The sequence below is a fragment of the Paenibacillus foliorum genome (assembly GCF_013141765.1).
GTDB classification, from domain to species: domain Bacteria; phylum Bacillota; class Bacilli; order Paenibacillales; family NBRC-103111; genus Paenibacillus_S; species Paenibacillus_S foliorum.
Map to the genome: position 1 here is coordinate 22,212 of NZ_WHOD01000013.1, position 19,413 is coordinate 41,624.

Here is a 19,413-nt window from a genome sequence, read left to right on the forward strand (position 1 = left end):
CAAGCTTCCGAAACCACTGCCAAAGTGGGGACGGAGGCTTGTTTTTTTATGGATTCAACAATTCAAGATAGAATGAATGTTACCAATGTCTAATTGATTTTACGTATACTTCCTTTAATAATTGGACAGCCTCTTAATAATAAGGGGTGGTTTAAAGAAGCTATGTTACCTAAAGCCGTAAATCATGCAAAGTGGATTTTTTTGATTTCTGTTTTGCTGGTATTGTTTCTTCTGTTCGTACAGGAGCAACGGGATCAGGTCAGTACAGCCACGCAAATGTATCCGGAACTTAACCGAGAGCAGGAGCAAGCACGTGACCCAGTCAGTAGAATACAAGATCAGGATCCTAAAAGCAATGAGACGAGGGCTGTGTCCACTGTAAGTTCTAACCTCCGTGCAGAAAATAAGCAGAAAACGAATAAATATAACATTTTGCCTAATTTGAACCAAGACTTATCAAGGTTAAAAGCTGTAGAAGTAGTGGCTACAGGGTATTATGCTGGCAAGGAATCGACAGGTAAAAATCCTGGGCATCCTGAATACGGAGTTACCTATTCGGGAATGAAAGTGAAGCGTAATAAAAACTCTTTGTCAACAATAGCCGCCGACCCAAAGGTGTTTCCGATTGGAACGGTATTATGGATTCCTGGCTATGGATATGGTGTTGTTGCTGATACAGGCGGAGCTATTAAGGGAAATCGGATTGACCTTTACTTTGAGACGAAAGACCAGGTCTACAAAGAATGGGGTAAAAAAACCTTGAATGTCTTTATTGTTAAGCAAGGCGGAGGGAAAATAACCGAGGTCATGTGGAATCAGCTTCAAGACGAAATATTGTTTTAAATTTCCAACATAAATCATGGTTGTTCTTCCCATACTATAGTTGTAAGGGGAGGTGATAAACCATGGCAAAAAACAAAAATAACAACAAATTCAACAATAACAACCAACAGCAACAACAAAATCAACAAAATGATACAGAGTTTTCTGAAGAAGTTCTGGCTAACAATGTAAAGCGTGCGGCTCAGAATAATCCAAGTCAGAGCACGAATGAAAGTTCAAAACAATAGTTAACTCGTGTAAGTAAAAGTGCCAGAGTTGCATATAAAAGTGCAGCACTGGCACTTTTATTTAAAATAAGTGTTTTCAAAGCTGCTTCTTTAGTGTAAAATATTATTATTGTGATGATAGTTGACACGAAAAGACAGGTGATATTCCATGCTGAATGCTCTGTTAACAGGGAGTATGATTCCGGTGAATAAACGAAAAGCAGCCGAAGTTTATCCGTTTTTGGAAAATTATATGGCTCGTAAAGAAGAGCAAATTGCTGAGAATGAACAAATTATTGAGCGTTATGAGAAAAAGCGTCATATGGAAGAAAGAAGCTATCAATCCATGTCACCTTTACGCAGGATGTTTACGGGGAAGAAACCGGATCATCATCTAGCAGTTGAATATATCCATTATGTTAAGAGACCAATGCAGCAAATTCGGCAGCTGCGTGCAGAGCTGGAGAATGCTAGGCTAATTATGAACAATAGTAATCCTTCTGATCTGGTGACAATCAGTGATGATTTGGAGAAGGAACTAATTTAGATAATATGATCTTTTGAATCAGGCTGGATTCCTTGAGGAGTCCAGCTTTTTGCTTGCTGATTGTTTGCTATATATTTTTCAATATAAGGCTATATTGCCATTCGAGAGGGAGAGCTTTTGATTTATAAGACAAGATTCGATATAATGTGACTACGGCAGGAAAGTGTGGAGCTGGCAAATTTTCTCTTGTACTACAATATGGATGGAGGAGATTTGAAAATGAAAATGAATAAACTATATATTGGACTCCTGGCTTTAATGTTAGTGGGTACAGCATGTTCTAAGCAAGATACTAAACCAGCTCAAAATACAGAACCACCGGTTAGTTCTCCAAGCGGCATACAGCCTCCGGCTACAGCGCCTAGCGGAACCACGCCAGCAACTCCACCAGCAAATAATGCCGATGCTGCCAAGCCTGACTCAGGTAAATCAGATCCTGCTCCAGTAGAAGCGCCTAAGGGAGCGAAGGAACAGCCAATCGCGACCAAGGACCAATTAGATACTGTTGAATTCGGTATGACTTATGATGAAGTATCGAAAAAAATGGGTCAAATAGGGAAGCTGACACAAGAAAGTAAAGACGATAGTGGTTTGAATACTTTTCAAACTTATCAGTACAAAACTCAAGACGGTAAGACGATGAATGTTACCTTTAGAAATGGTAAGGTGCTGAATAAGTCGGGATGATTAAAATTATTGAATGAAACAATAGGTTAAGAAAAAAAAGTGTGTCCCTGAGGTCATTTTAGACCTTGAGGACACACTTTTTTGTTTTAGCAACATAATGAATTAGCTTTTCTTTAATTTGGTCAACTCTATAAAATCATCATCTTGGCTGTAAGCCGGCACACCATGAGTCCCTACATCAAGACCGACAAGCTCCTCGTCGCGGCTAACGCGTGCAGGAATGAAAAGGTTGATTAGCTTAAAAGCGATCCAAGTCATTCCAAAGCCCCAGACGATAACAATGATGAGGCCAAGCGCCTGCACCCCGAGAAGACTCCAGCCTCCTCCGTAAAAAAGACCGCTGTAGCCCTGGCCAATACCTTCGGTAAGCTCCGGTTTGGCGAATAGGCCAAGTGCCAGGGCTCCGATGCTTCCGCTTACTCCGTGTACGGCAAATGCGCCAACGGGATCGTCAACACGTTTGGATTCCAAAAATTCCGTTGCAAATACCATAGCAATACCACATATGGCTCCAATTACAATGGCAACGATATCACTGACGAAAGCGCAGCCGGCTGTAATTCCGACCAAACCAGCTAAGGACCCGTTTATCACCATGGGTGGATCGGCCTTGCGGTAACGAAACATTGTAAAAAGGATGCAAGAAGCACCTCCTGAGGCGGCAGCTAGCATGGTCGTAACCGCAATATGTCCTATAGAACCGTTAGTTGCGCTGAGTGTACTACCTGAATTGAAGCCGAACCACCCGAACCAAAGAATAAAAGCACCAACTGAAGCTAGAGGAAGATTGGACGGAGGTACAATGTTAGGGGTCCCGTTTTCCGAAAATTTCCCGATACGAGGTCCGATGAAAATCGCAGCAGCTAATGCAGAAGCACCGCCCAAAGCATGGATAACTGCGGAGCCGGCAAAATCGATCATGCCAAGGCTTCCAAGCCAACCGCCTACACTCCAAACCCAATGACCTGCAACTGGATAAATGAGTCCAGTCATAGCAATTGTGTAAAGAATATAAGCGCGGAAATTAATGCGTTCGGCTACAGCGCCGGACACGATTGATATAACAGCTATAACAAAGGCACATTGGAATAACCAATAGGTATCATTAGAAATCGAAAGCTTAATATGTGTGAGATCTCCTCCCATCATAAATCCGCTTGTACCGATTAAACCGGCAAAATCTTTTCCATACATGAAAGCGAAACCAATAAAGTAAAAGACAAGTGCCCCGAATGTAATGTCCACAAATACCTTCATTATGATGCTAACAGCATTTTTCTGTCTTACAAAACCGGCCTCCAGTAAGGCGAAACCGCCTTCCATCAACAATATCATCGCCGCTGTAAGTACCACCCAGATGGTGTCTAATCCACTCGCTAAGGTGGATATATCCATAGAGCTCATCTCCTTGTTTTACGCAAATTATGTACGCACTCCGCCAATTATTATACGTTTTTGATGATAGTTATGTCAACGAAATACGTAAGATATTATGACATGTAACTACAAACGTTCAGTTATTCCATACAGCATAATTTTTGCATTTTACGATCATTCTATTAATAAAATTAACTGGAGGATAAACAGATGATCCCTTTGAAATTTGAATTAGTCGACCGTGAGGAAGCGTTTGATGAAATTCGCAATTATTTGCATGAATTTGATTTTTCATTAGGTGGCAACTGGGATTATGAGCACGGCTATTTTGATCGGCATTTAGATGAAGCGCACAAAGTATGGTTGCGTATCCCTTTTGAGGTAACACACGGTGCGTTAGACGGTGACGCTGATTCCACGGATGCAATTATTCACTTAGGAACTCCATTTGTGCTGAAACATATTTATAACGAGGGCTTGGATAAGGAAGCCAAGGTTAACTTTACCGGTGCTATGATAGATCAATTTCAGGAGCCGATTGACAAGGATGCTCCAGTGGAGGATCAATGGGTGGATAAAGCGAAGGAATTGCTGCAAAAAGTAGAGCTTTCCTTCCCCTCCTCCTAGGTGGTTCAATCCCCCCACCCCCTTGTTCTTCAAGGGGGCTCCGGGCGCTGGCGCCCCTGGACCCCGCAAGCTTGGTGGAGGAAGGTTATTTAGTGCTTCGATGGGTCTATGGTGGAGGGAACGCGTCGGTCGGGGCTCCTTTGGCTAACGCGAAGGTTACCCCTCCACGCTTGAATGCCTGCGGTAACGGGCTAGAGCGTGGAGCGACTTGGGTGCATAGGAGCGCGTCGGTCCGGGCTGCTTTGCGTTGCAAAGTTTGCCCGGACACGCGCTAGCATTTGTTGCAAGAGCAAGAGCAAGAGCAAGAGCAAGAGCAAGAGCAGGAGCAAGAGTAGGAGTAGGAGTAGGAGTAGGAGCAGGAGCAAGAACAAGAGCAACAAGAGCAAGAGCGAGAGCAAGAGCAAGCACTGGTGAAGGTGCGTAAACGTATAGCGTGTTCTATAAAGAAGGAGCTTTGCCGCGCAAAGCTCCTTCTTTATAGAACGAACGCGTTCCAACATGATAAGTACATAGGGAGCACTTCGGTTCCTTTATAGTCTCTCACGCTGGGTCCAGGGGGATTGTGTAAGAAATTTAACTTTTCGTTTATTTTATTTTAATGTTACTTTAAGGTTACGAGTCCAATATATAGTCAAGGATAGCAATTAACACATACACATAACACATTATCACTGGAATCTTAATTGAACGGAGGAATTTTACTATGGATGACAACAAAAGAGGTTATGATGATTTCTTTCGCCGGCCAAATGGCGATTCTAATAGTTCGTCCAACGAACAAGCCGGCCAATCAGAAGCAAATGAGCCAAGGCAAGAGCGTCCGTCCCACTACTACTCATATGGGCCTTATAAATCAGATTTGGGACAAAACGAGCCGGACTCAGGCGTAAGAAGTGAAAGCGAAGAAACAGCACAGGTGGAAATGACTCCGCCGCGGCCAATGAGACCGTTCTCTTACAACGTAACCGATAAGCCTATGCATGATTCTAACAGCTGGCAGCAGAATGATCATAAGAAGAAAGGTTCTTCTCTAAGAACCGGATTTACCGCTTTTTTGGCAGGGGCTGTAGTCGTGGGGAGCTTGATGTTCGCTTCTGACAAAATGAACTGGTTTACAGGTCCTCAAGGTGTGATGTCAAATAAAGCCTCGTCAGCAACCACAGGTCAATCGACCTCAGGTTCAAGCGGGAGCGGAACAGTGAAACCAACTGCTTTCGACCTCGGAAGCAGACCGGAGAACATCGCACAAATTGCTGAGCAATCGGGTCCGGCGGTCGTAAAGATTGAAACCAAAGTTAAGGCCAAGGCTAGCAGTCGTGGAGGAAGCTCTCTGTTAGACGATCCGTTCTTCCGACAATTTTTTGGAGATAACGGAGGCGGCAAGCAGCAGCCCAAAAGCGGCACTGATTCTGGACAGCTTCAGCCTGGAGGAATGGGAACCGGATTTATTTTTGAAAAATCGGGTTACATTTTAACCAATGAGCATGTAATTGACGGAGCAGACGAAATTTGGGTAACTGTAGAAGGCTATGAAAAGCCATTTAAGGCTACCTTGTTAGGTAACAGCTATGATCTGGATTTGGCCGCTTTGAAGATTGATGGCGACAAGGAGTTCGCTGCTCTGCCACTTGGTAAAGCTGAAGATACTAAAGTCGGTGACTGGGTAGTTGCTATCGGTAACCCGTATGGCTTTGATCACACCGTAACTGTTGGAGTATTGAGCGCACGCGAACGTCCAATTTCCATTCCTGACACACAGGGTACTCGCGAATACAAGCACTTACTGCAAACAGATGCTTCTATTAATCCAGGGAACTCTGGTGGACCGCTATTGAACCTGAATGGGGAAGTAATCGGAATTAACACAGCTGTAAGCGCACAAGCGCAAGGGATTGGATTTGCAATTCCTACAAGTACAATTTCGTCAGTATTGGATAATCTGAAAAATAACGTGAAAATTCCAAAAGACCCGTTACCTTATATTGGTGTTAAGTTGGCGGATATCGATAAAGAATGGCTCACAGAATTAAAGCTGCAAAATACAGAAGGTGCCATCGTTTCTGAGGTGGAGCGTAAGAGCCCAGGCTTTATAGCTGGCATTCGTCCTTACGATGTCATTACCGAGGTCAATGGTGCCAAGGTGAAAAAATCTCAAGAGCTTGTCGACAAAATCAAAGCATTGAAAGTGAACGACCAAGCGAACTTGACTATTATGCGTGACGGTAAGAAGGAAAGCATTACAGTGACGATTGGTGACCGTAACGCAGAAGCTAAATAAATACTTTTACAACTAGAATAGAGAAAAAGGTTAGAAAAAGATGAACACAAAAAGACTCAGAGCGGAGCGAAATTTAGTGAAGCTCTGTTTCTTTTTGTATCCAACTAATTTGATGATAAAATAGAACTACAACTTGTTTCGTGTTTAAAAATGAAGGCGGTGCTGCGTATGAGAGAAAAAATATTAGTTATAGACGATGATGAAAAAATCACTTCCATGCTTAGGCGTTCATTAGCTTTTGAAGGCTATACCGTTTTTACTGCACAGCATGGTATGGATGGTTTGAAGCAAATACTGGAGCATGATCCTGATACGGTTATTTTGGATGTTATGATGCCTCAATTGGATGGGTGGGAGGTTGTACGACGTATACGTGAGGGAGGGGCGACGGTACCCGTATTAATGCTCACAGCCAAAGATGAGATCGGCGAACGTGTTAAAGGGCTGGATCTTGGGGCAGACGATTATTTGGTCAAGCCTTTCGCCTTAGAGGAGCTGCTGGCGCGGGTGCGAGTGCTGCTGCGCAGGAAGAGTGCGGAGAAAGCTGAACAGCAAACGAACCGATTGCAATTTCAGGATGTATTTATGGATTTGGACACACGCGAGGTGTTTCGTGGAAGTCAGCTGATTGAGTTGACGACCAAGGAGTTCGAGCTCCTTCATTTGTTTATGCAAAATCCGAAACGGGTATTGTCTCGTGATGTAATAATGGAAAAAATATGGGGTTATGACTACAGTGGTGAATCCAACGTCCTTGAGGTCTATATTGCACTTTTACGTCAAAAAACGGAGGAGTACGGGCATAAGCGGATGATACAGACGGTACGCGGAGCCGGATATGTAATGAAGGGAGAGAGTTGACGTGTCCATTAGGCTGCGCCTGACATTATGGTATACAGCGATTTTATCCGTTACATTAATGCTTTTTGGCATTGGGCTCTATTGGTTGCTTCATTATAATTACTATAGCTTCATTGAGGACGAGCTGCAGCAGCAAGGGGAGACCGTATTTTCACGGATACAGCCTCGAATGACTCCGACATTGGGGGGCGGAATTAGCTTTGATTTTGCCCTACAAGGAAGAGACAATATAGGGAGTGCAGGTAAGTTCTATCAAATAACGAATTTTGAAAATGGAATTATTCGACCCTCAACGAATTTGTCTGAAGCTAATCTGACCTTGCCTGTTCCACAATTGACAGATGCCCAGAGCCATCAGTTTGTAGAAAATAAATATTTATTCGAGAAAACCAAAATTGAAAACTTAGCATTCCTAATATATAACAAGCCAATTATAGTGATAAAGAATGGTCAACAGGAGCTAGCAGGAGTTTTCCAGGCTGCTGTTCTGATAGATACTTCTGAGAATTTGTTCTCGCTGGTGCAGCGAATTTTGGCTTTTACCGCATTGGTTGCTGTTCTTTTGGCTGCTTCCTTTGGATGGTTTCTCGCGAGAAAAGCACTCAAGCCTATTGAACAGGTTATTGTGGCGGCCAATTCCATAAGCAAGGGCTCCGATCTTGAGAACAGGGTCAATTATAACGGCCCTAATGATGAAATCGGGCGTCTTACAAATACAATCAATGATATGCTGGAGCGTCTGCAGAAAGTATATTTTGATTTGGAAGAGTCGTATCGGAGGCAGCGGCGTTTTGTATCGGACGCTTCTCATGAGCTTCGCACACCGTTGACCACTATCCGTGGAAATGTCGATTTATTGGAGAAAATGTGGAAGAAAACAGCCTCTATAGGCTCTGATCAGGATCGGCAGCAATTGGAGCTTTCGTTGGAGGCGATGCAAGACATAGCAGGTGAGGCGGAGCGGATGACTCGATTGGTCAATGATCTTCTATCTCTTGCTAGGGCTGATGCGGGCTTCCAGATGTCCAAGACTCATATCGAGCTGCGGCCTCTTGTGGAGGAAGTGAACCGAAGGGCCTTTATGTTCCCGCGTGAGGTGGAGTGGAAGCAAGGGGACTTGTCCGCTTTGACAGGCATATATGTTTATGGAAACAGGGATTATATTCAGCAGTTGATTTACATTTTTCTAGAAAATGCCTTTAAATATACGGAGCAAGGCTTTGTTAAGCTTGATGCTATTCTAATGGAGAAACAAATAGGCATACGTATTGAAGATACAGGTATCGGAATGGATATAGAAGAGGTGCCCATGATATTCGAAAGATTCTATCGGGCAGACCTATCGCGCGGTAAAACATCCGGTACCGGGTTGGGATTATCTATTGCAAAATGGATTATAGATGAGCACCAAGGCTCTATCGAAGTAACTACATGCGAGGGCGAAGGCAGTACCTTTATCATTTGGCTGCCGGTAAGCGAGATTTCTGACAATGTGCATCCAGTGCCATTTCCTACATCCTTAGAATCGAGTATAATAGAATAGTCGGAATATGATTTCGATTTCAATCAATAAGCTGCTTATTGGCATAGGCACATAAGAAGAGGTAGGTGCAGAAATGGATATTATTAAAATCTCGCCCCGCGGATATTGCTATGGGGTTGTAGATGCTATGGCACTTGCCATGCAAACAGCAAAAAACCTTAATCTGCCAAGACCTGTATATATATTAGGCATGATCGTGCATAACGCCCATGTAACTGATTATTTTGATAAAGAAGGCGTTATTACACTTGACGGTCCGAACCGGTTGGAAATTTTGGAAACTATCGAAACCGGTACAGTTATTTTTACGGCACATGGTGTTTCCCCTGATGTTAGAAAGCGCGCGCGTGATAAGGGTCTTACAGTGGTGGATGCCACATGTCCGGATGTTACGAAAACTCATGATTTGATAAGAGAAAAGACAGCCGAGGACTATCATATTATTTATATCGGGAAAAAGGGGCATCCTGAGCCTGAAGGAGCCGTTGGCATCAATCCAGAAAGGGTTCATTTAATTGAAAAGCTCGAAGAAGTTGATGAGCTGAATATATCGGACAAAAAGATCACGATTACTAATCAAACAACAATGAGCCAATGGGATATTAAGCATATTATGAATCGACTTCTGGAGCGGTTTCCACGTGCAGAAATTCACAATGAAATATGCCTGGCGACTCAAGTTCGTCAAGAAGCTGTAGCTGAGCAAGCTAAGGATGCTGATTTAGTGTTGGTTGTTGGAGATCCTCGCAGCAATAACTCTAACCGTTTGGCTCAGGTATCTGAGGAGATTGCCGGTGTAAAGGCTTATCGGATAGCAGATGTTTCAGAGCTGAAGGTTGAATGGCTCAAGCCTGTCCGAAGAGTAGGTGTTACCTCTGGGGCATCGACACCTACACCGATTACCAAGGAAGTAATAAATTACCTGGAGCAGTTTGATTTAGAAAACCCTTCTACGTGGGAAATTAAACGTACCATTAACATGAACAAGTTGATCCCAACAGCCAAACAGAAAGCCGTAAGTCAATAAAGAAATTGGGATAGGGGAAGGGATATGCAGCAGGAGCAAGTGACTAGAAGCAAGAAGCCTTTTAAATTTGGAAACATTAAGCGTTGGTTTAAATATAAATACTTGTTGCTGACCCGAGCTAAGGGAGGTCCGGGCATTGTAGCCCTGGGATTTTCCATTGGCCTGTCTGTCGAAATGTTCACTCTTCCTACCGCTGGATTGGCATTCTTTCTCATTTTCCCATTAGTTTATTTGTTCAGAGCAAGTATGGCAGCTGCATTAATCGGTTTTGTGTTTGGTAAAATTATTTATTTACCTCTGACCTACGTTCATATTAAGGTAGGAGGTATGGTACTGCCTCGCGGCACAGGCCGACATCTGTTAAATTTTCTGCCCGATTGGATAGATCTTTTTATCAAGTCAAACTTAAAGCTTTTTGTCGGAGGGCTTATTGACGGACTTCTTTTAGGTTTGCTGTTTTATTTTCCAATCAAATGGGGCCTTGAATATTATCATGAGAAACGTAAAGAAAAGCGTAAAAATAGAAAAGCTGAGCTTGTTGTTGGCACAGAATCGACTCCTTGAGTCGATTTTTTTTTTGTGGAAAAGGAGTTGCCGCTGAGCTTGCAAGCATGACCTACGTTCAATAGTGATGTTATCCTGATTAAGATGATCGCCCGGGGGAAGGAACAACCAAGAAATACACTCGGAAGGGTTCAATTAACAAAGGCGAATTTTTTCTTGACGACAATGTATCTCTGTTATATAGTTACTTTAGTGATTAAAAGCTTAAAAGCGTATAAGCGTTGAAGCGTGTAAGTCTATTGGATCAAAAAACTTATGACCGGGAGTGTTGTTATTATGATCGTTATCATTTCTAATAAAGTATCCGAGGAACGTATAAACGAAATAGTTCAGCATATTGAAAAAAACGGTGTTCAGGCTCACGTATCCAAAGGTGTGGACCGCACTGTTGTCGGAATTATCGGAAATGCTGATCCTAAACTCAGCGAGCAGCTTCGCCAACTGACAGGGGTTGAGCAAGTGGTTAAAATTTCCAAATCCTACAAGCTGGCCAGCAGAGATTTTCATCCAGATGATACAATTATCAAAATTAAAGATGTAGAGATCGGCGGCGAGCAGCTCATTATCATGGGTGGACCCTGTGCGGTTGAAACTGCAGAGCAGATTGATGAGATCGCACGTTTGGTTAAAGCGGCAGGAGCACAAGTCCTTCGTGGAGGCGCGTTTAAACCGAGAACGGGACCGTACAGCTTTCAAGGAGTGGGTGTAGAAGGTCTAGTTATGATGGCGGAAGCCGGCAAGAAGCATGGCTTGCTGACGATTACCGAAGTAATGACTCCTGAATACGTCGATGTATGCGCTGAGTATGCTGATATTCTTCAAGTGGGTACGCGGAATATGCAGAACTTTGATCTGCTTCGCAAATTAGGAACAATCAAAACTCCAGTTTTATTGAAGCGTGGCTTCAGTTCTACCTACGATGAATTCCTGAATGCGGCTGAATATATTCTTGCGGGAGGGAATCCAAACGTTATGCTATGTGAACGTGGAATCCGAACGTTCGAATCTTACACCAGAAATACTTTGGACCTGGCAGCTATTCCTGCACTGCAAACTTTGAGCCACTTGCCTGTAATATCAGATCCGAGTCATGGTACAGGTCGCCGCGAATTGGTGGAGCCAATGTGCAAAGCATCTGTGGCTGCCGGTGCAAATGGGTTGATAGTTGAAATGCATACAGATCCTGATAACTCGATGACAGGTGATGGTGTTCAATCTTTATTCCCTGAGCAATTTGCTAAGCTGATGGTTGACTTGGAGAAGCTCGCACCGCTCTGCGGCAGAAGATTTGATACGAAGAAGGAAGAGTTTGCCGTTTAATAATATTCGTAAAATGAGGTAAGATTCGGCTTGGTTCCTTTGATAAAAGGGGACCAAGTTTTCTTTTTGTCGAAAGTGTGAACAGATTTTAAGAGTGTGTGAGCATACCTTACACACTCGTAAAAAATACCTTACATAGATATTGACGATTGTCGCTGAAAAGTTTTATAATATGACCATGATTAACAAAAACTTGAACAATGTTCGAACAAACAGTGAAAAATGTTCGGAATTTAGGAGGTTAGTGATTCAATGTCAGCTCAAAACGTATTAAATATCATCAAAGAAAAAGGCATCGAGTGGGTAGATTTTCGTTTCGTAGATCTTTCAGGTAGAGCTCACCACATTTCTTTACCTGCTTCTGAAGTTGAGGAAGAAACATTTGTGAACGGGGTAGCTTTTGATGGTTCCTCCATTCCAGGCTTTAAAGGTATTGAAGAGTCCGATATGGTTATGCTTCCTGACACAGAGACTGTGTATGTAGATCCTTTTACAGCACACCCTACTGTGGTCATTATGTGTAACATTTATACGCCTGATGGCGAACGTTATGACCGTGATCCGCGTAGTATTGCTCAAAAAGCGGAAGAGTATCTTCAAACTGCAGGCGTAGGTACAACGGCATACTTTGCTCCTGAATCCGAGTTTTTCATTTTTGATGAAGTACGTTACGAGAGCGGACAAAATTCCTCTTCTTACTTCGTAGATTCCGAAGAAGCACATTGGAACTCCAATCGTAAAGAAGAAGGCGGCAACTTAGGTTTTAAAGTTAAGCACAAAGGCGGTTATGTACCTGTAGGTCCTACTGATACTCAACAAGATATCCGTAGTGAAATGTGCCGTTTGTTGATGGAAGCCGGTCTTCGCATCGAGCGCCATCACCATGAGGTTGCTACTGCCGGCCAAGGCGAAATCAACTTCCGTTTTGACACATTGACTAAAACAGCTGATAACCTTATGAAATATAAATACATTGTTCAAAATACGGCTAATTCATACGGTAAAGTGGCTACCTTCATGCCAAAACCATTGTTTGGCGATAACGGTAGCGGTATGCACGTTCACCAATCTATATTCAATGGCAGTGAGCCTTTGTTCTATGAAAAAGGCGGCTATGGTAACCTAAGTGAAATGGCTATGAACTACATCGGTGGTATTTTGTACCATGCACCGGCATTGATCGCTCTTACAAACCCTTCGACCAACTCCTTTAAGCGTTTGGTTCCTGGTTATGAAGCACCAGTTAACTTGGCATTCTCCAAGGGTAACCGTTCTGCAGCTGTTCGTATTCCGGTTGCTGCTGTTACACCTAAAGGCTGTCGTATCGAGTTCCGTACTCCGGATTCCACAGCTAACCCTTACTTGGCGTTCGCGGCTATGCTAATGGCTGGTTTGGACGGAATCAAGAAGAAGCTTGATCCTCGTGCATTAGGTTACGGTCCGTTGGACAAAAACATTTACGAAATGTCCGATGAAGAAAAAGGCGAAATTCGCAGCGTACCTGGTACGTTGGATGAAGCATTGAGCGCATTGGAAGCAGACTACGAGTTCTTGACTGAAGGTGGCGTGTTTACTAAAGACTTCATCGATAACTATATCGGTTTGAAGCGTGATGAAGCTAAAGCAGTTGCTATCCGTATTCATCCGCATGAGTACTCCTTGTACTTCGACCTGTAAGATCGATTATTAGGTTCTATCGAACTTATCCTATCTTTATAGAAGTTTATAGTTTCAAAGGTTGAGCCCCGGCACCCCCGGGGCTCTTTCGTGTTCTCTCTACCCTCTCAATATATAATTGAGAGAACGGAGAAATGATAGTGGTCGCCTTTGTCGGTGGATTGCAACCTCTGGCAGCCTTCTTAATAGAAGCAATCCACCGACAACAGCGATCGGAGAAACTGACAAAGCACGCAGCCTCGACGCCCGCTATCTTAGCCGCTCTCCCGCTTTTTGCTCCTAACTTCACTCCCCACTGATTTTCTTCAATTATTTTCTCATTGTCACCATTTTGTAATAAATCTCCATTATAATAAAACTATCAAACCAATGCTTGAGGGGGGTACTGATGGGAATACAATGGACGGAAAGAGAAGCGGTGCACCTGTTGAACCGTGCAGCCTTTACTGCAGGTAAGAACGAAGTCGCTGCAAGCCTGGAATTAGGCAAGGAGGAGACGGTCCGCCGGCTTATTGCTGGAGAGTCGCTTACCGGAAGCTCGGAGCAGCTTGAGTCTTTGGATCAGCTTTTAGCTGATGGCAAAGAGTTGAAAGCGGATTCTATTAGTGATCAACAAACGTATTGGCTCTACAGGATGGTTCATTCACAAGCTCCCTTGGTTGAGAAGATGACATTATTTTGGCATGGGCATTTTGCAACCTCTTATCAAAAAGTACGAGAAATACCATTGATTCTTAGGCAAAATGAGCTTTTTCGAAAACAGGCAATGGGCAATTTTTATGAGCTTGTTCTAGAAGTGGGTAAAGACCCTGCTATGATGTTATTTCTGGATTCTAGTAATAATAGAAAAGGAAAGCCTAATGAGAATTATGCTAGAGAAGTGATGGAGCTTTTCACACTCGGAATCGGGAATTATACAGAACAGGATATAAAGGAAACGGCCCGCGCTTTTACAGGATGGTCTTATAATAAAAAGACAGATGAGGTTACTTATAATAAAGGCCAGCACGATTCCACCGTTAAAACCATTCTTGGGGAAAAGGGAAATTTTGACGAGACAAGTGCAATTGACGTTATCTTTAAGCAGGATTCTTTACCTCATTTCATGGCGAGCAAGCTATTGAAGTTTTTTGCAGCAGCTGAGCCATCGAAAGAATGGATAGATTTAGTGGCCGATGATTTTGCAAAGTCCGGTAATATAGGCGAAGTATTATCCAAGTTGTTTTTGTCGGATGCTTTCTATCAGTCTGATCTTCAAGGCAGCTTAATTAAGACGCCAATTGAATACGTAGTGGGCATTTTGAAGTCCTTAGATATTCCGTTATCCAAAGGCTTCACTCAAGCGGCCAGGAAAATGGGTCAAGAGCTGTTTCTGCCGCCTGATGTTGCAGGCTGGAGAGGCGGGGATACATGGCTTATGACGACGAGCTTATTGTCTCGCTACCAATTTGCCGAATCAGTGTCCAAACGCCTAAACAGCAAAGTGCTCGGCGGTACTGACTTTACATTGGGCTCGCAAGCTAAGCCAGAGGACTGGGTGCTGCAATTTTCAAAAAATGCGGGTATATGGTTCCTTGGTGAGCAAACGGTGAAAATACTATCTAAATTTGCTGAGGATACTTTTATTTATTCCACGCAAAAAACGAATGGTATGAAAGGCCTCCTGCAGCTCATTATGGTAAGCCCGGAAGCACAAATGAAATAAGTGAGTGAAAGGGATGGGAGAGTCGAAATGAAGCTGACTAGGAGAGATTTTCTAATCAAGGGTACCGCACTTCTGGCTACTTTAGGATTCGGGGGGCCGATGGTTTTTGCAGAGAACGAGCCTCCCTTGAGCAGTGCTGCCAGTACTGAGCTGGGCGTCGAATCCCCTGTACTCGTAGTAATTCAAATGTCTGGTGGGAATGATGGCATCAATACGCTGATACCGTATGGAATGGGCGGATATTTTGACTCTCGTCCTACATTAAATATTACTCAAAGCGAAGTGCTCGCAATCAATAATGAAGTAGGGCTTCATCCCAGCTTGACGAAGCTGAATGAGCTGTATCAGGGAGGGAAGCTAGCCATTATACAGGGTGTAGGCTATCCTAAGCCGGATCATTCGCATTTCCGGTCTATGGAGATATGGCAGACAGCAGCACCTGATAAATTTATTCGATCCGGTTGGCTAGGGCGATATATCGAATCATCTCTATCGAAGGACAGAAATTATTTAAGGGCGCTTCAGGTAGGCAGTAATGCGAATAAATCATTCAACTCAGATCTTATTAATGTTCCTGTTATTCAATCGATTGAGAACTATAACTTATTTGATCCCAAAACGCCGAAGGCGGATCAGAATCGATTGGCCAAGGCTTTTCTTGATATGTATGATCCCGATCGACAAGGAACACAGATTAAAGTGACATGTCAACGCGGGACTGATGCCTATCAAAGTGTAGAGGCTATTCATAGCTTAACTAATGGTTACCAGAATAAAGTGGAGTATCCAAAGACAAATATAGCTAGGGATTTACAGGTGGTAAGTAAGCTGTTGGCAGGTAAGTCGGGCACGCGTGTGTTTTACGTAGAGCTCGGAGGCTTCGATGATCATATACAGGAGAAGGAACAGCATGCCAAGCTATTGAAGCAGCTTGACGAAGCAATTGGTACCTTTTATGCGGATCTGGAAACTCAGGGCTTGCATGAGCGTGTTGTTACGATGGCTTTCTCTGAATTTGGCCGCCGCGTGAAGGAAAATGGGAATGGCGGTACAGACCATGGTACGGCTGCCCCAGTTTTCATCTTGGGAGGCAAGGTTAAAGGTGGCATGTACGGCGTTATGCCGAGTCTTACTAATTTAGATAATGGTGATCTGAAGTATGAGGTTGACTTCCGCTCCGTTTACTATACTCTCGTTGATAATTGGTTAAAGGGCGATGCGAATACAGTGATGAATGGAGCCTACGAAAAGCTTGGTTTTATTTAGTCTGTGGTCCATAATGTAAGTGGTAACTGAACCAGCTTTATATCCCAATGGGATGCGAAGCTGGTTTTTTGTGATTCTTTTATTATAACTAGCTGCTAACCGGCGCTGATGTTTGGCTAAGGGGATAAGTATCAACAGCTTCATACATAGGCTTATGCCCTAGATGAGTGCGGTATAGAACTATCTTGTCGGCTGTCCACTGCATCGGTGATAACTTCAATTCATTATTTGCCCAGTCCAAAGCAGTTTTGGAGAAAGCACCATCACCCAAATATTTTCTAGCTATAGTTATGTGAGGATTGTAAGTCCTGTCCTCCAATGTGAAGTCCAAGGATGACATGGCTGACTCCGTCTGTGCCTGAAGCACGTTCAGAGCAGTTAGATCGCCGCCTACACCGACCCATAGAATGCTGGGAGTTAAGGGCTTACCAAAGACGCCTAATGCGTGTAAATTCAGTTGAAAGGGTGAGATATTTAAAGCAACCTGATTCATTAGTGATTGAATGCTTGGCATTGCATGGATATCGGTATCCCCGAGAAATTTAAGAGTGATGTGCAGATCGTCCTTATGAACCCATTTTTGAAAGCTGAGTTTAGGTTGTAGTGTTCTCATGAGCTGTTCCAGGTAAGCGCTATGCTCCTCTCTAAGAGGAAGCGCAAGAAATAATCGTGCCTTATTCATGACGGAATGGCTCCTTAGAAGTAGAATTTATTAAAAGGGTATCCGATAATAATGAAAATATGTATCAATGATGTGAAGAATGAGCATAACTACTTGATGGATAGGGATAAACTTTGCTATCATTAACCATATCATATCAAAAGATGCGATTTGAAAACTAGGTGAAGGTGTGAACTCATGACTAAACGCGCGTACAATTTCAATCCGGGTCCTGCAGCGCTTCCGTTGGAAGTATTGCAGCAAGCTCAGGAGCAGTTTGTAGATTATAACGGAATCGGAATGTCTTTGATGGAGATCTCCCATCGGAGCAAAGAATACGAAGCTATCAATTCCGAAACACAGCAGCTTTTGCTTGAACTGCTAGGACTGGAGTCAGGCTATCAAGTCTTGTTCATGGGTGGGGGAGCAAGCATGCAATTTGCAACGATTCCTCTGAACTTCTTAAAACCCGGCAAAATCGGCAGCTACATCATTACGGGCAGCTTCTCGGAGAAAGCCTATGATGAAGGTCGGATAGTTGGTGAAGCAGCAATTGTTGCTTCCAATAAAGAAGGCAAATGGAGAAGCCTTCCCAAAGCTTCCGATCTTACAATTGATCCAAACTCGGCCTATGTGCATATGACAACGAACAACACAATTGAAGGCTCCCAGTTCTCTTACATACCGGAGACGGGAAATATTCCACTGATTGGTGACATGACAAGCGGAATTCTGAGCCGTCCAATCGATTCAAAGAAATATGCAATGATCTATGCAGGAGCACAAAAAAATCTTGGACCGTCAGGCGTAACAGTAGCGGTTATCAGTGATGAGCTGTTGAAGGAAGAGCCTAAGCATATTCCGTTAATTCTTCGTTATTCCAACCATGCGAAAAATAGCTCACTCTACAACACACCGCCGGTTCATTCGATATACATGATGAATTTGGTACTGAAATGGGTTAAAAAGAACGGCGGCGTAGCGGCAATGGAGAAACAAAGCATCGAGAAAAGCAACTTGGTCTATGATGCCATCGACGGAAGCGGAGGTTTCTACACCGGCAATATCGATGCAGATAGCCGTTCTATTATGAATATGACATTCCGTTTGCCAAGCGAAGAGCTGGAGAAACAATTCGTGAAGGAATCGGAGCAGCATAACTTTGTAGGCTTGGCTGGACATCGTAGTGTAGGCGGTATTCGTGCTTCCGCATACCTTGCAGTGCCATACGAGGCTTGTAAAGCTTTAGCTGACTTTATGTCCGATTTTCAGAAGCGTAACGGTTAATTTGTTGTCAGCAGCCCTAAGATCCAGGGCTGTTTTTTTACGTGAAAAAAGATGAATGCCGCTTGATTTGCGACATTCATCTTGTAATGAGGCCATGAAATTTTCCTTATTACGCTAAGGATTCCTTTAAGGAGGGCTCAGTCAATTTATACCCAACGTTACGTATGGTGACAATATATTCAGGGGTTCGGGCATTACCTTCAATTTTATCGCGCAGGTGGCTGATATGGACGTCAACAATACGTGTATCGCCAAGAAAATGATAGTCCCAAACGCCGTGCAGCAGCTGCTGTCGACTTAATACCTTTCCGCGATGCTTGCACAAAAACAATAACAGATCAAACTCTTTTGGAGTCAGCTCTATTGCTTCTCCTTTTAACGACACCTCACGTTGATCAGGTTGGATCACGATCTGTCCTATCGTAACCGATGCACTCTCAGTTAAGGATGGAAGTGTCTGAATGCGGCGCAAAATAGCTTGAATCCGGGAAATCAGCTCTTGAGGACTAAATGGCTTCGTCATATAATCGTCGGCTCCATTGTCAAGGCCAGCGATTTTGTCAGATAAATCCTGCATGGCTGTGAGCATAATGATCGGAACCATATTATTCTGACTGCGCAGCTTGCGACATACTTGAATACCATCCATCTTAGGAAGCATCAGATCGAGCACAATGACGTCTGGACGGAAATGTTGAATAGCTTGAAATACCGCTTCACCGTCATAAACGCAATGTACCTCATAGCCTATCAGTTTTAAATTAAACTCTATTAGCATCGAAATGGAAGGTTCGTCGTCAACAACAAGAATCTTCTTCTTCATCTCTCGTATCTCCTTTACTTAAACAACTTCGTAAACACTTGATACTCCTATTATTGCAGAGCACTATCATCCGTATATTAATGAAAGGTAAAGCGAGTGTTAAAATTTGCGCGT

General features: G+C 43.4%; 19 protein-coding genes. 16 read left to right on the forward strand and 3 right to left on the reverse strand.

Going from position 1 to position 19,413, the window contains the following annotated elements; all coding sequences use genetic code 11:
* The first annotated feature begins 162 nt into the window (after nucleotides 1–162).
* The 4 genes from GC093_RS02790 (at nucleotide 163) to GC093_RS02805 (ending at nucleotide 2,283) form a co-directional block, all read left to right on the forward strand.
* Nucleotides 163–843, forward strand: coding sequence for a 3D domain-containing protein (locus GC093_RS02790; RefSeq protein ID WP_171650337.1), 681 nt, complete (start codon nucleotides 163–165; stop codon nucleotides 841–843).
* Between the two features lie 62 nt (nucleotides 844–905).
* Entirely contained in the window at nucleotides 906–1,070 is a 165-nt protein-coding gene (locus GC093_RS02795; protein ID WP_171650338.1) for a hypothetical protein, read from the forward strand.
* 175 nt (nucleotides 1,071–1,245) lie between these two features.
* Nucleotides 1,246–1,596, forward strand: a complete 351-nt coding sequence (locus GC093_RS02800) for a hypothetical protein (RefSeq protein ID WP_246313369.1) — start codon at nucleotides 1,246–1,248, stop codon at nucleotides 1,594–1,596.
* A 219-nt stretch (nucleotides 1,597–1,815) separates the two neighbouring features.
* Nucleotides 1,816–2,283: a hypothetical protein gene (locus GC093_RS02805; protein WP_171650340.1), complete on the forward strand. Its 468-nt coding sequence runs from the start codon at nucleotides 1,816–1,818 to the stop codon at nucleotides 2,281–2,283.
* Between the two features lie 102 nt (nucleotides 2,284–2,385).
* On the opposite strand, the gene GC093_RS02810 is transcribed toward GC093_RS02805, so the two are convergent.
* A complete protein-coding gene (locus GC093_RS02810; protein WP_171650341.1) occupies nucleotides 2,386–3,678 on the reverse strand; it encodes an ammonium transporter in 1,293 nt (430 codons plus the stop codon).
* A 192-nt stretch (nucleotides 3,679–3,870) separates the two neighbouring features.
* On the opposite strand from GC093_RS02810, the gene GC093_RS02815 reads away from it, so the two are divergent.
* The 11 genes from GC093_RS02815 (at nucleotide 3,871) to GC093_RS02865 (ending at nucleotide 16,528) form a co-directional block, all read left to right on the forward strand.
* Nucleotides 3,871–4,287 (forward strand): YugN family protein, encoded by a 417-nt coding sequence (locus GC093_RS02815; protein ID WP_171650342.1) that lies wholly within the window; start codon nucleotides 3,871–3,873, stop codon nucleotides 4,285–4,287.
* A gap of 247 nt (nucleotides 4,288–4,534) precedes the next feature.
* Entirely contained in the window at nucleotides 4,535–4,711 is a 177-nt protein-coding gene (locus GC093_RS02820) for a hypothetical protein (RefSeq protein ID WP_216624472.1), read from the forward strand.
* A 279-nt stretch (nucleotides 4,712–4,990) separates the two neighbouring features.
* Nucleotides 4,991–6,565: a S1C family serine protease gene (locus GC093_RS02825; RefSeq protein ID WP_171650344.1), complete on the forward strand. Its 1,575-nt coding sequence runs from the start codon at nucleotides 4,991–4,993 to the stop codon at nucleotides 6,563–6,565.
* Nucleotides 6,566–6,733: 168 nt separating this feature from the next.
* On the forward strand, nucleotides 6,734–7,426 hold the full coding sequence (locus GC093_RS02830) for a response regulator transcription factor (protein WP_171650345.1): 693 nt from the start codon (nucleotides 6,734–6,736) through the stop codon (nucleotides 7,424–7,426).
* A 1-nt stretch (nucleotide 7,427) separates the two neighbouring features.
* Nucleotides 7,428–8,969: a sensor histidine kinase gene (locus GC093_RS02835; protein WP_171650346.1), complete on the forward strand. Its 1,542-nt coding sequence runs from the start codon at nucleotides 7,428–7,430 to the stop codon at nucleotides 8,967–8,969.
* Between the two features lie 73 nt (nucleotides 8,970–9,042).
* The gene (locus GC093_RS02840; RefSeq protein WP_171650347.1) at nucleotides 9,043–9,996 is read left to right on the forward strand and encodes a 4-hydroxy-3-methylbut-2-enyl diphosphate reductase; all 954 of its coding nucleotides are present in this window, start codon (nucleotides 9,043–9,045) and stop codon (nucleotides 9,994–9,996) included.
* A 24-nt stretch (nucleotides 9,997–10,020) separates the two neighbouring features.
* Nucleotides 10,021–10,560 carry a DUF2062 domain-containing protein gene (locus GC093_RS02845; RefSeq protein ID WP_171650348.1) on the forward strand — a complete coding sequence of 180 codons (540 nt, stop codon included), beginning with the start codon at nucleotides 10,021–10,023 and terminating at the stop codon, nucleotides 10,558–10,560.
* A gap of 276 nt (nucleotides 10,561–10,836) precedes the next feature.
* Complete coding sequence (gene aroF / locus GC093_RS02850; RefSeq protein WP_171650349.1) at nucleotides 10,837–11,880, forward strand: 3-deoxy-7-phosphoheptulonate synthase; 1,044 nt, start codon at nucleotides 10,837–10,839, stop codon at nucleotides 11,878–11,880.
* A 252-nt stretch (nucleotides 11,881–12,132) separates the two neighbouring features.
* On the forward strand, nucleotides 12,133–13,557 hold the full coding sequence (glnA, locus tag GC093_RS02855; RefSeq protein WP_171650350.1) for a type I glutamate--ammonia ligase: 1,425 nt from the start codon (nucleotides 12,133–12,135) through the stop codon (nucleotides 13,555–13,557).
* Between the two features lie 388 nt (nucleotides 13,558–13,945).
* Complete coding sequence (locus tag GC093_RS02860; protein ID WP_171650351.1) at nucleotides 13,946–15,262, forward strand: DUF1800 domain-containing protein; 1,317 nt, start codon at nucleotides 13,946–13,948, stop codon at nucleotides 15,260–15,262.
* Between the two features lie 27 nt (nucleotides 15,263–15,289).
* Complete coding sequence (locus tag GC093_RS02865; protein WP_171650352.1) at nucleotides 15,290–16,528, forward strand: DUF1501 domain-containing protein; 1,239 nt, start codon at nucleotides 15,290–15,292, stop codon at nucleotides 16,526–16,528.
* 88 nt (nucleotides 16,529–16,616) lie between these two features.
* Here GC093_RS02865 and thpR read toward each other — a convergent pair whose 3' ends face one another.
* Nucleotides 16,617–17,210 carry an RNA 2',3'-cyclic phosphodiesterase gene (gene thpR / locus GC093_RS02870; RefSeq protein ID WP_171650353.1) on the reverse strand — a complete coding sequence of 198 codons (594 nt, stop codon included), beginning with the start codon at nucleotides 17,208–17,210 and terminating at the stop codon, nucleotides 16,617–16,619.
* Between the two features lie 177 nt (nucleotides 17,211–17,387).
* On the opposite strand from thpR, the gene serC reads away from it, so the two are divergent.
* Entirely contained in the window at nucleotides 17,388–18,476 is a 1,089-nt protein-coding gene (gene serC, locus GC093_RS02875; RefSeq protein WP_171650354.1) for a 3-phosphoserine/phosphohydroxythreonine transaminase, read from the forward strand.
* 109 nt (nucleotides 18,477–18,585) lie between these two features.
* On the opposite strand, the gene GC093_RS02880 is transcribed toward serC, so the two are convergent.
* Nucleotides 18,586–19,299: a response regulator transcription factor gene (locus GC093_RS02880; RefSeq protein ID WP_171650355.1), complete on the reverse strand. Its 714-nt coding sequence runs from the start codon at nucleotides 19,297–19,299 to the stop codon at nucleotides 18,586–18,588.
* Nucleotides 19,300–19,413: the final 114 nt, after the last annotated feature.

Excerpts from the sequence above, each read along its gene's own strand:
- GC093_RS02790 (WP_171650337.1), top strand. The coding sequence starts at position 163 with ATGTTACCTAAAGCCGTAAATCATGCAAAGTGGATTTTTTTGATTTCT.
- GC093_RS02795 (WP_171650338.1), top strand. The coding sequence starts at position 906 with ATGGCAAAAAACAAAAATAACAACAAATTCAACAATAACAACCAACAG.
- GC093_RS02800 (WP_246313369.1), top strand. The coding sequence starts at position 1,246 with ATGATTCCGGTGAATAAACGAAAAGCAGCCGAAGTTTATCCGTTTTTG.
- GC093_RS02805 (WP_171650340.1), top strand. The coding sequence starts at position 1,816 with ATGAAAATGAATAAACTATATATTGGACTCCTGGCTTTAATGTTAGTG.
- GC093_RS02810 (WP_171650341.1), bottom strand. The coding sequence starts at position 3,678 with ATGGATATATCCACCTTAGCGAGTGGATTAGACACCATCTGGGTGGTA.
- GC093_RS02815 (WP_171650342.1), top strand. The coding sequence starts at position 3,871 with ATGATCCCTTTGAAATTTGAATTAGTCGACCGTGAGGAAGCGTTTGAT.
- GC093_RS02825 (WP_171650344.1), top strand. The coding sequence starts at position 4,991 with ATGGATGACAACAAAAGAGGTTATGATGATTTCTTTCGCCGGCCAAAT.
- GC093_RS02830 (WP_171650345.1), top strand. The coding sequence starts at position 6,734 with ATGAGAGAAAAAATATTAGTTATAGACGATGATGAAAAAATCACTTCC.
- GC093_RS02840 (WP_171650347.1), top strand. The coding sequence starts at position 9,043 with ATGGATATTATTAAAATCTCGCCCCGCGGATATTGCTATGGGGTTGTA.
- GC093_RS02845 (WP_171650348.1), top strand. The coding sequence starts at position 10,021 with ATGCAGCAGGAGCAAGTGACTAGAAGCAAGAAGCCTTTTAAATTTGGA.
- aroF (WP_171650349.1), top strand. The coding sequence starts at position 10,837 with ATGATCGTTATCATTTCTAATAAAGTATCCGAGGAACGTATAAACGAA.
- glnA (WP_171650350.1), top strand. The coding sequence starts at position 12,133 with ATGTCAGCTCAAAACGTATTAAATATCATCAAAGAAAAAGGCATCGAG.
- GC093_RS02860 (WP_171650351.1), top strand. The coding sequence starts at position 13,946 with ATGGGAATACAATGGACGGAAAGAGAAGCGGTGCACCTGTTGAACCGT.
- GC093_RS02865 (WP_171650352.1), top strand. The coding sequence starts at position 15,290 with ATGAAGCTGACTAGGAGAGATTTTCTAATCAAGGGTACCGCACTTCTG.
- thpR (WP_171650353.1), bottom strand. The coding sequence starts at position 17,210 with ATGAATAAGGCACGATTATTTCTTGCGCTTCCTCTTAGAGAGGAGCAT.
- serC (WP_171650354.1), top strand. The coding sequence starts at position 17,388 with ATGACTAAACGCGCGTACAATTTCAATCCGGGTCCTGCAGCGCTTCCG.
- GC093_RS02880 (WP_171650355.1), bottom strand. The coding sequence starts at position 19,299 with ATGAAGAAGAAGATTCTTGTTGTTGACGACGAACCTTCCATTTCGATG.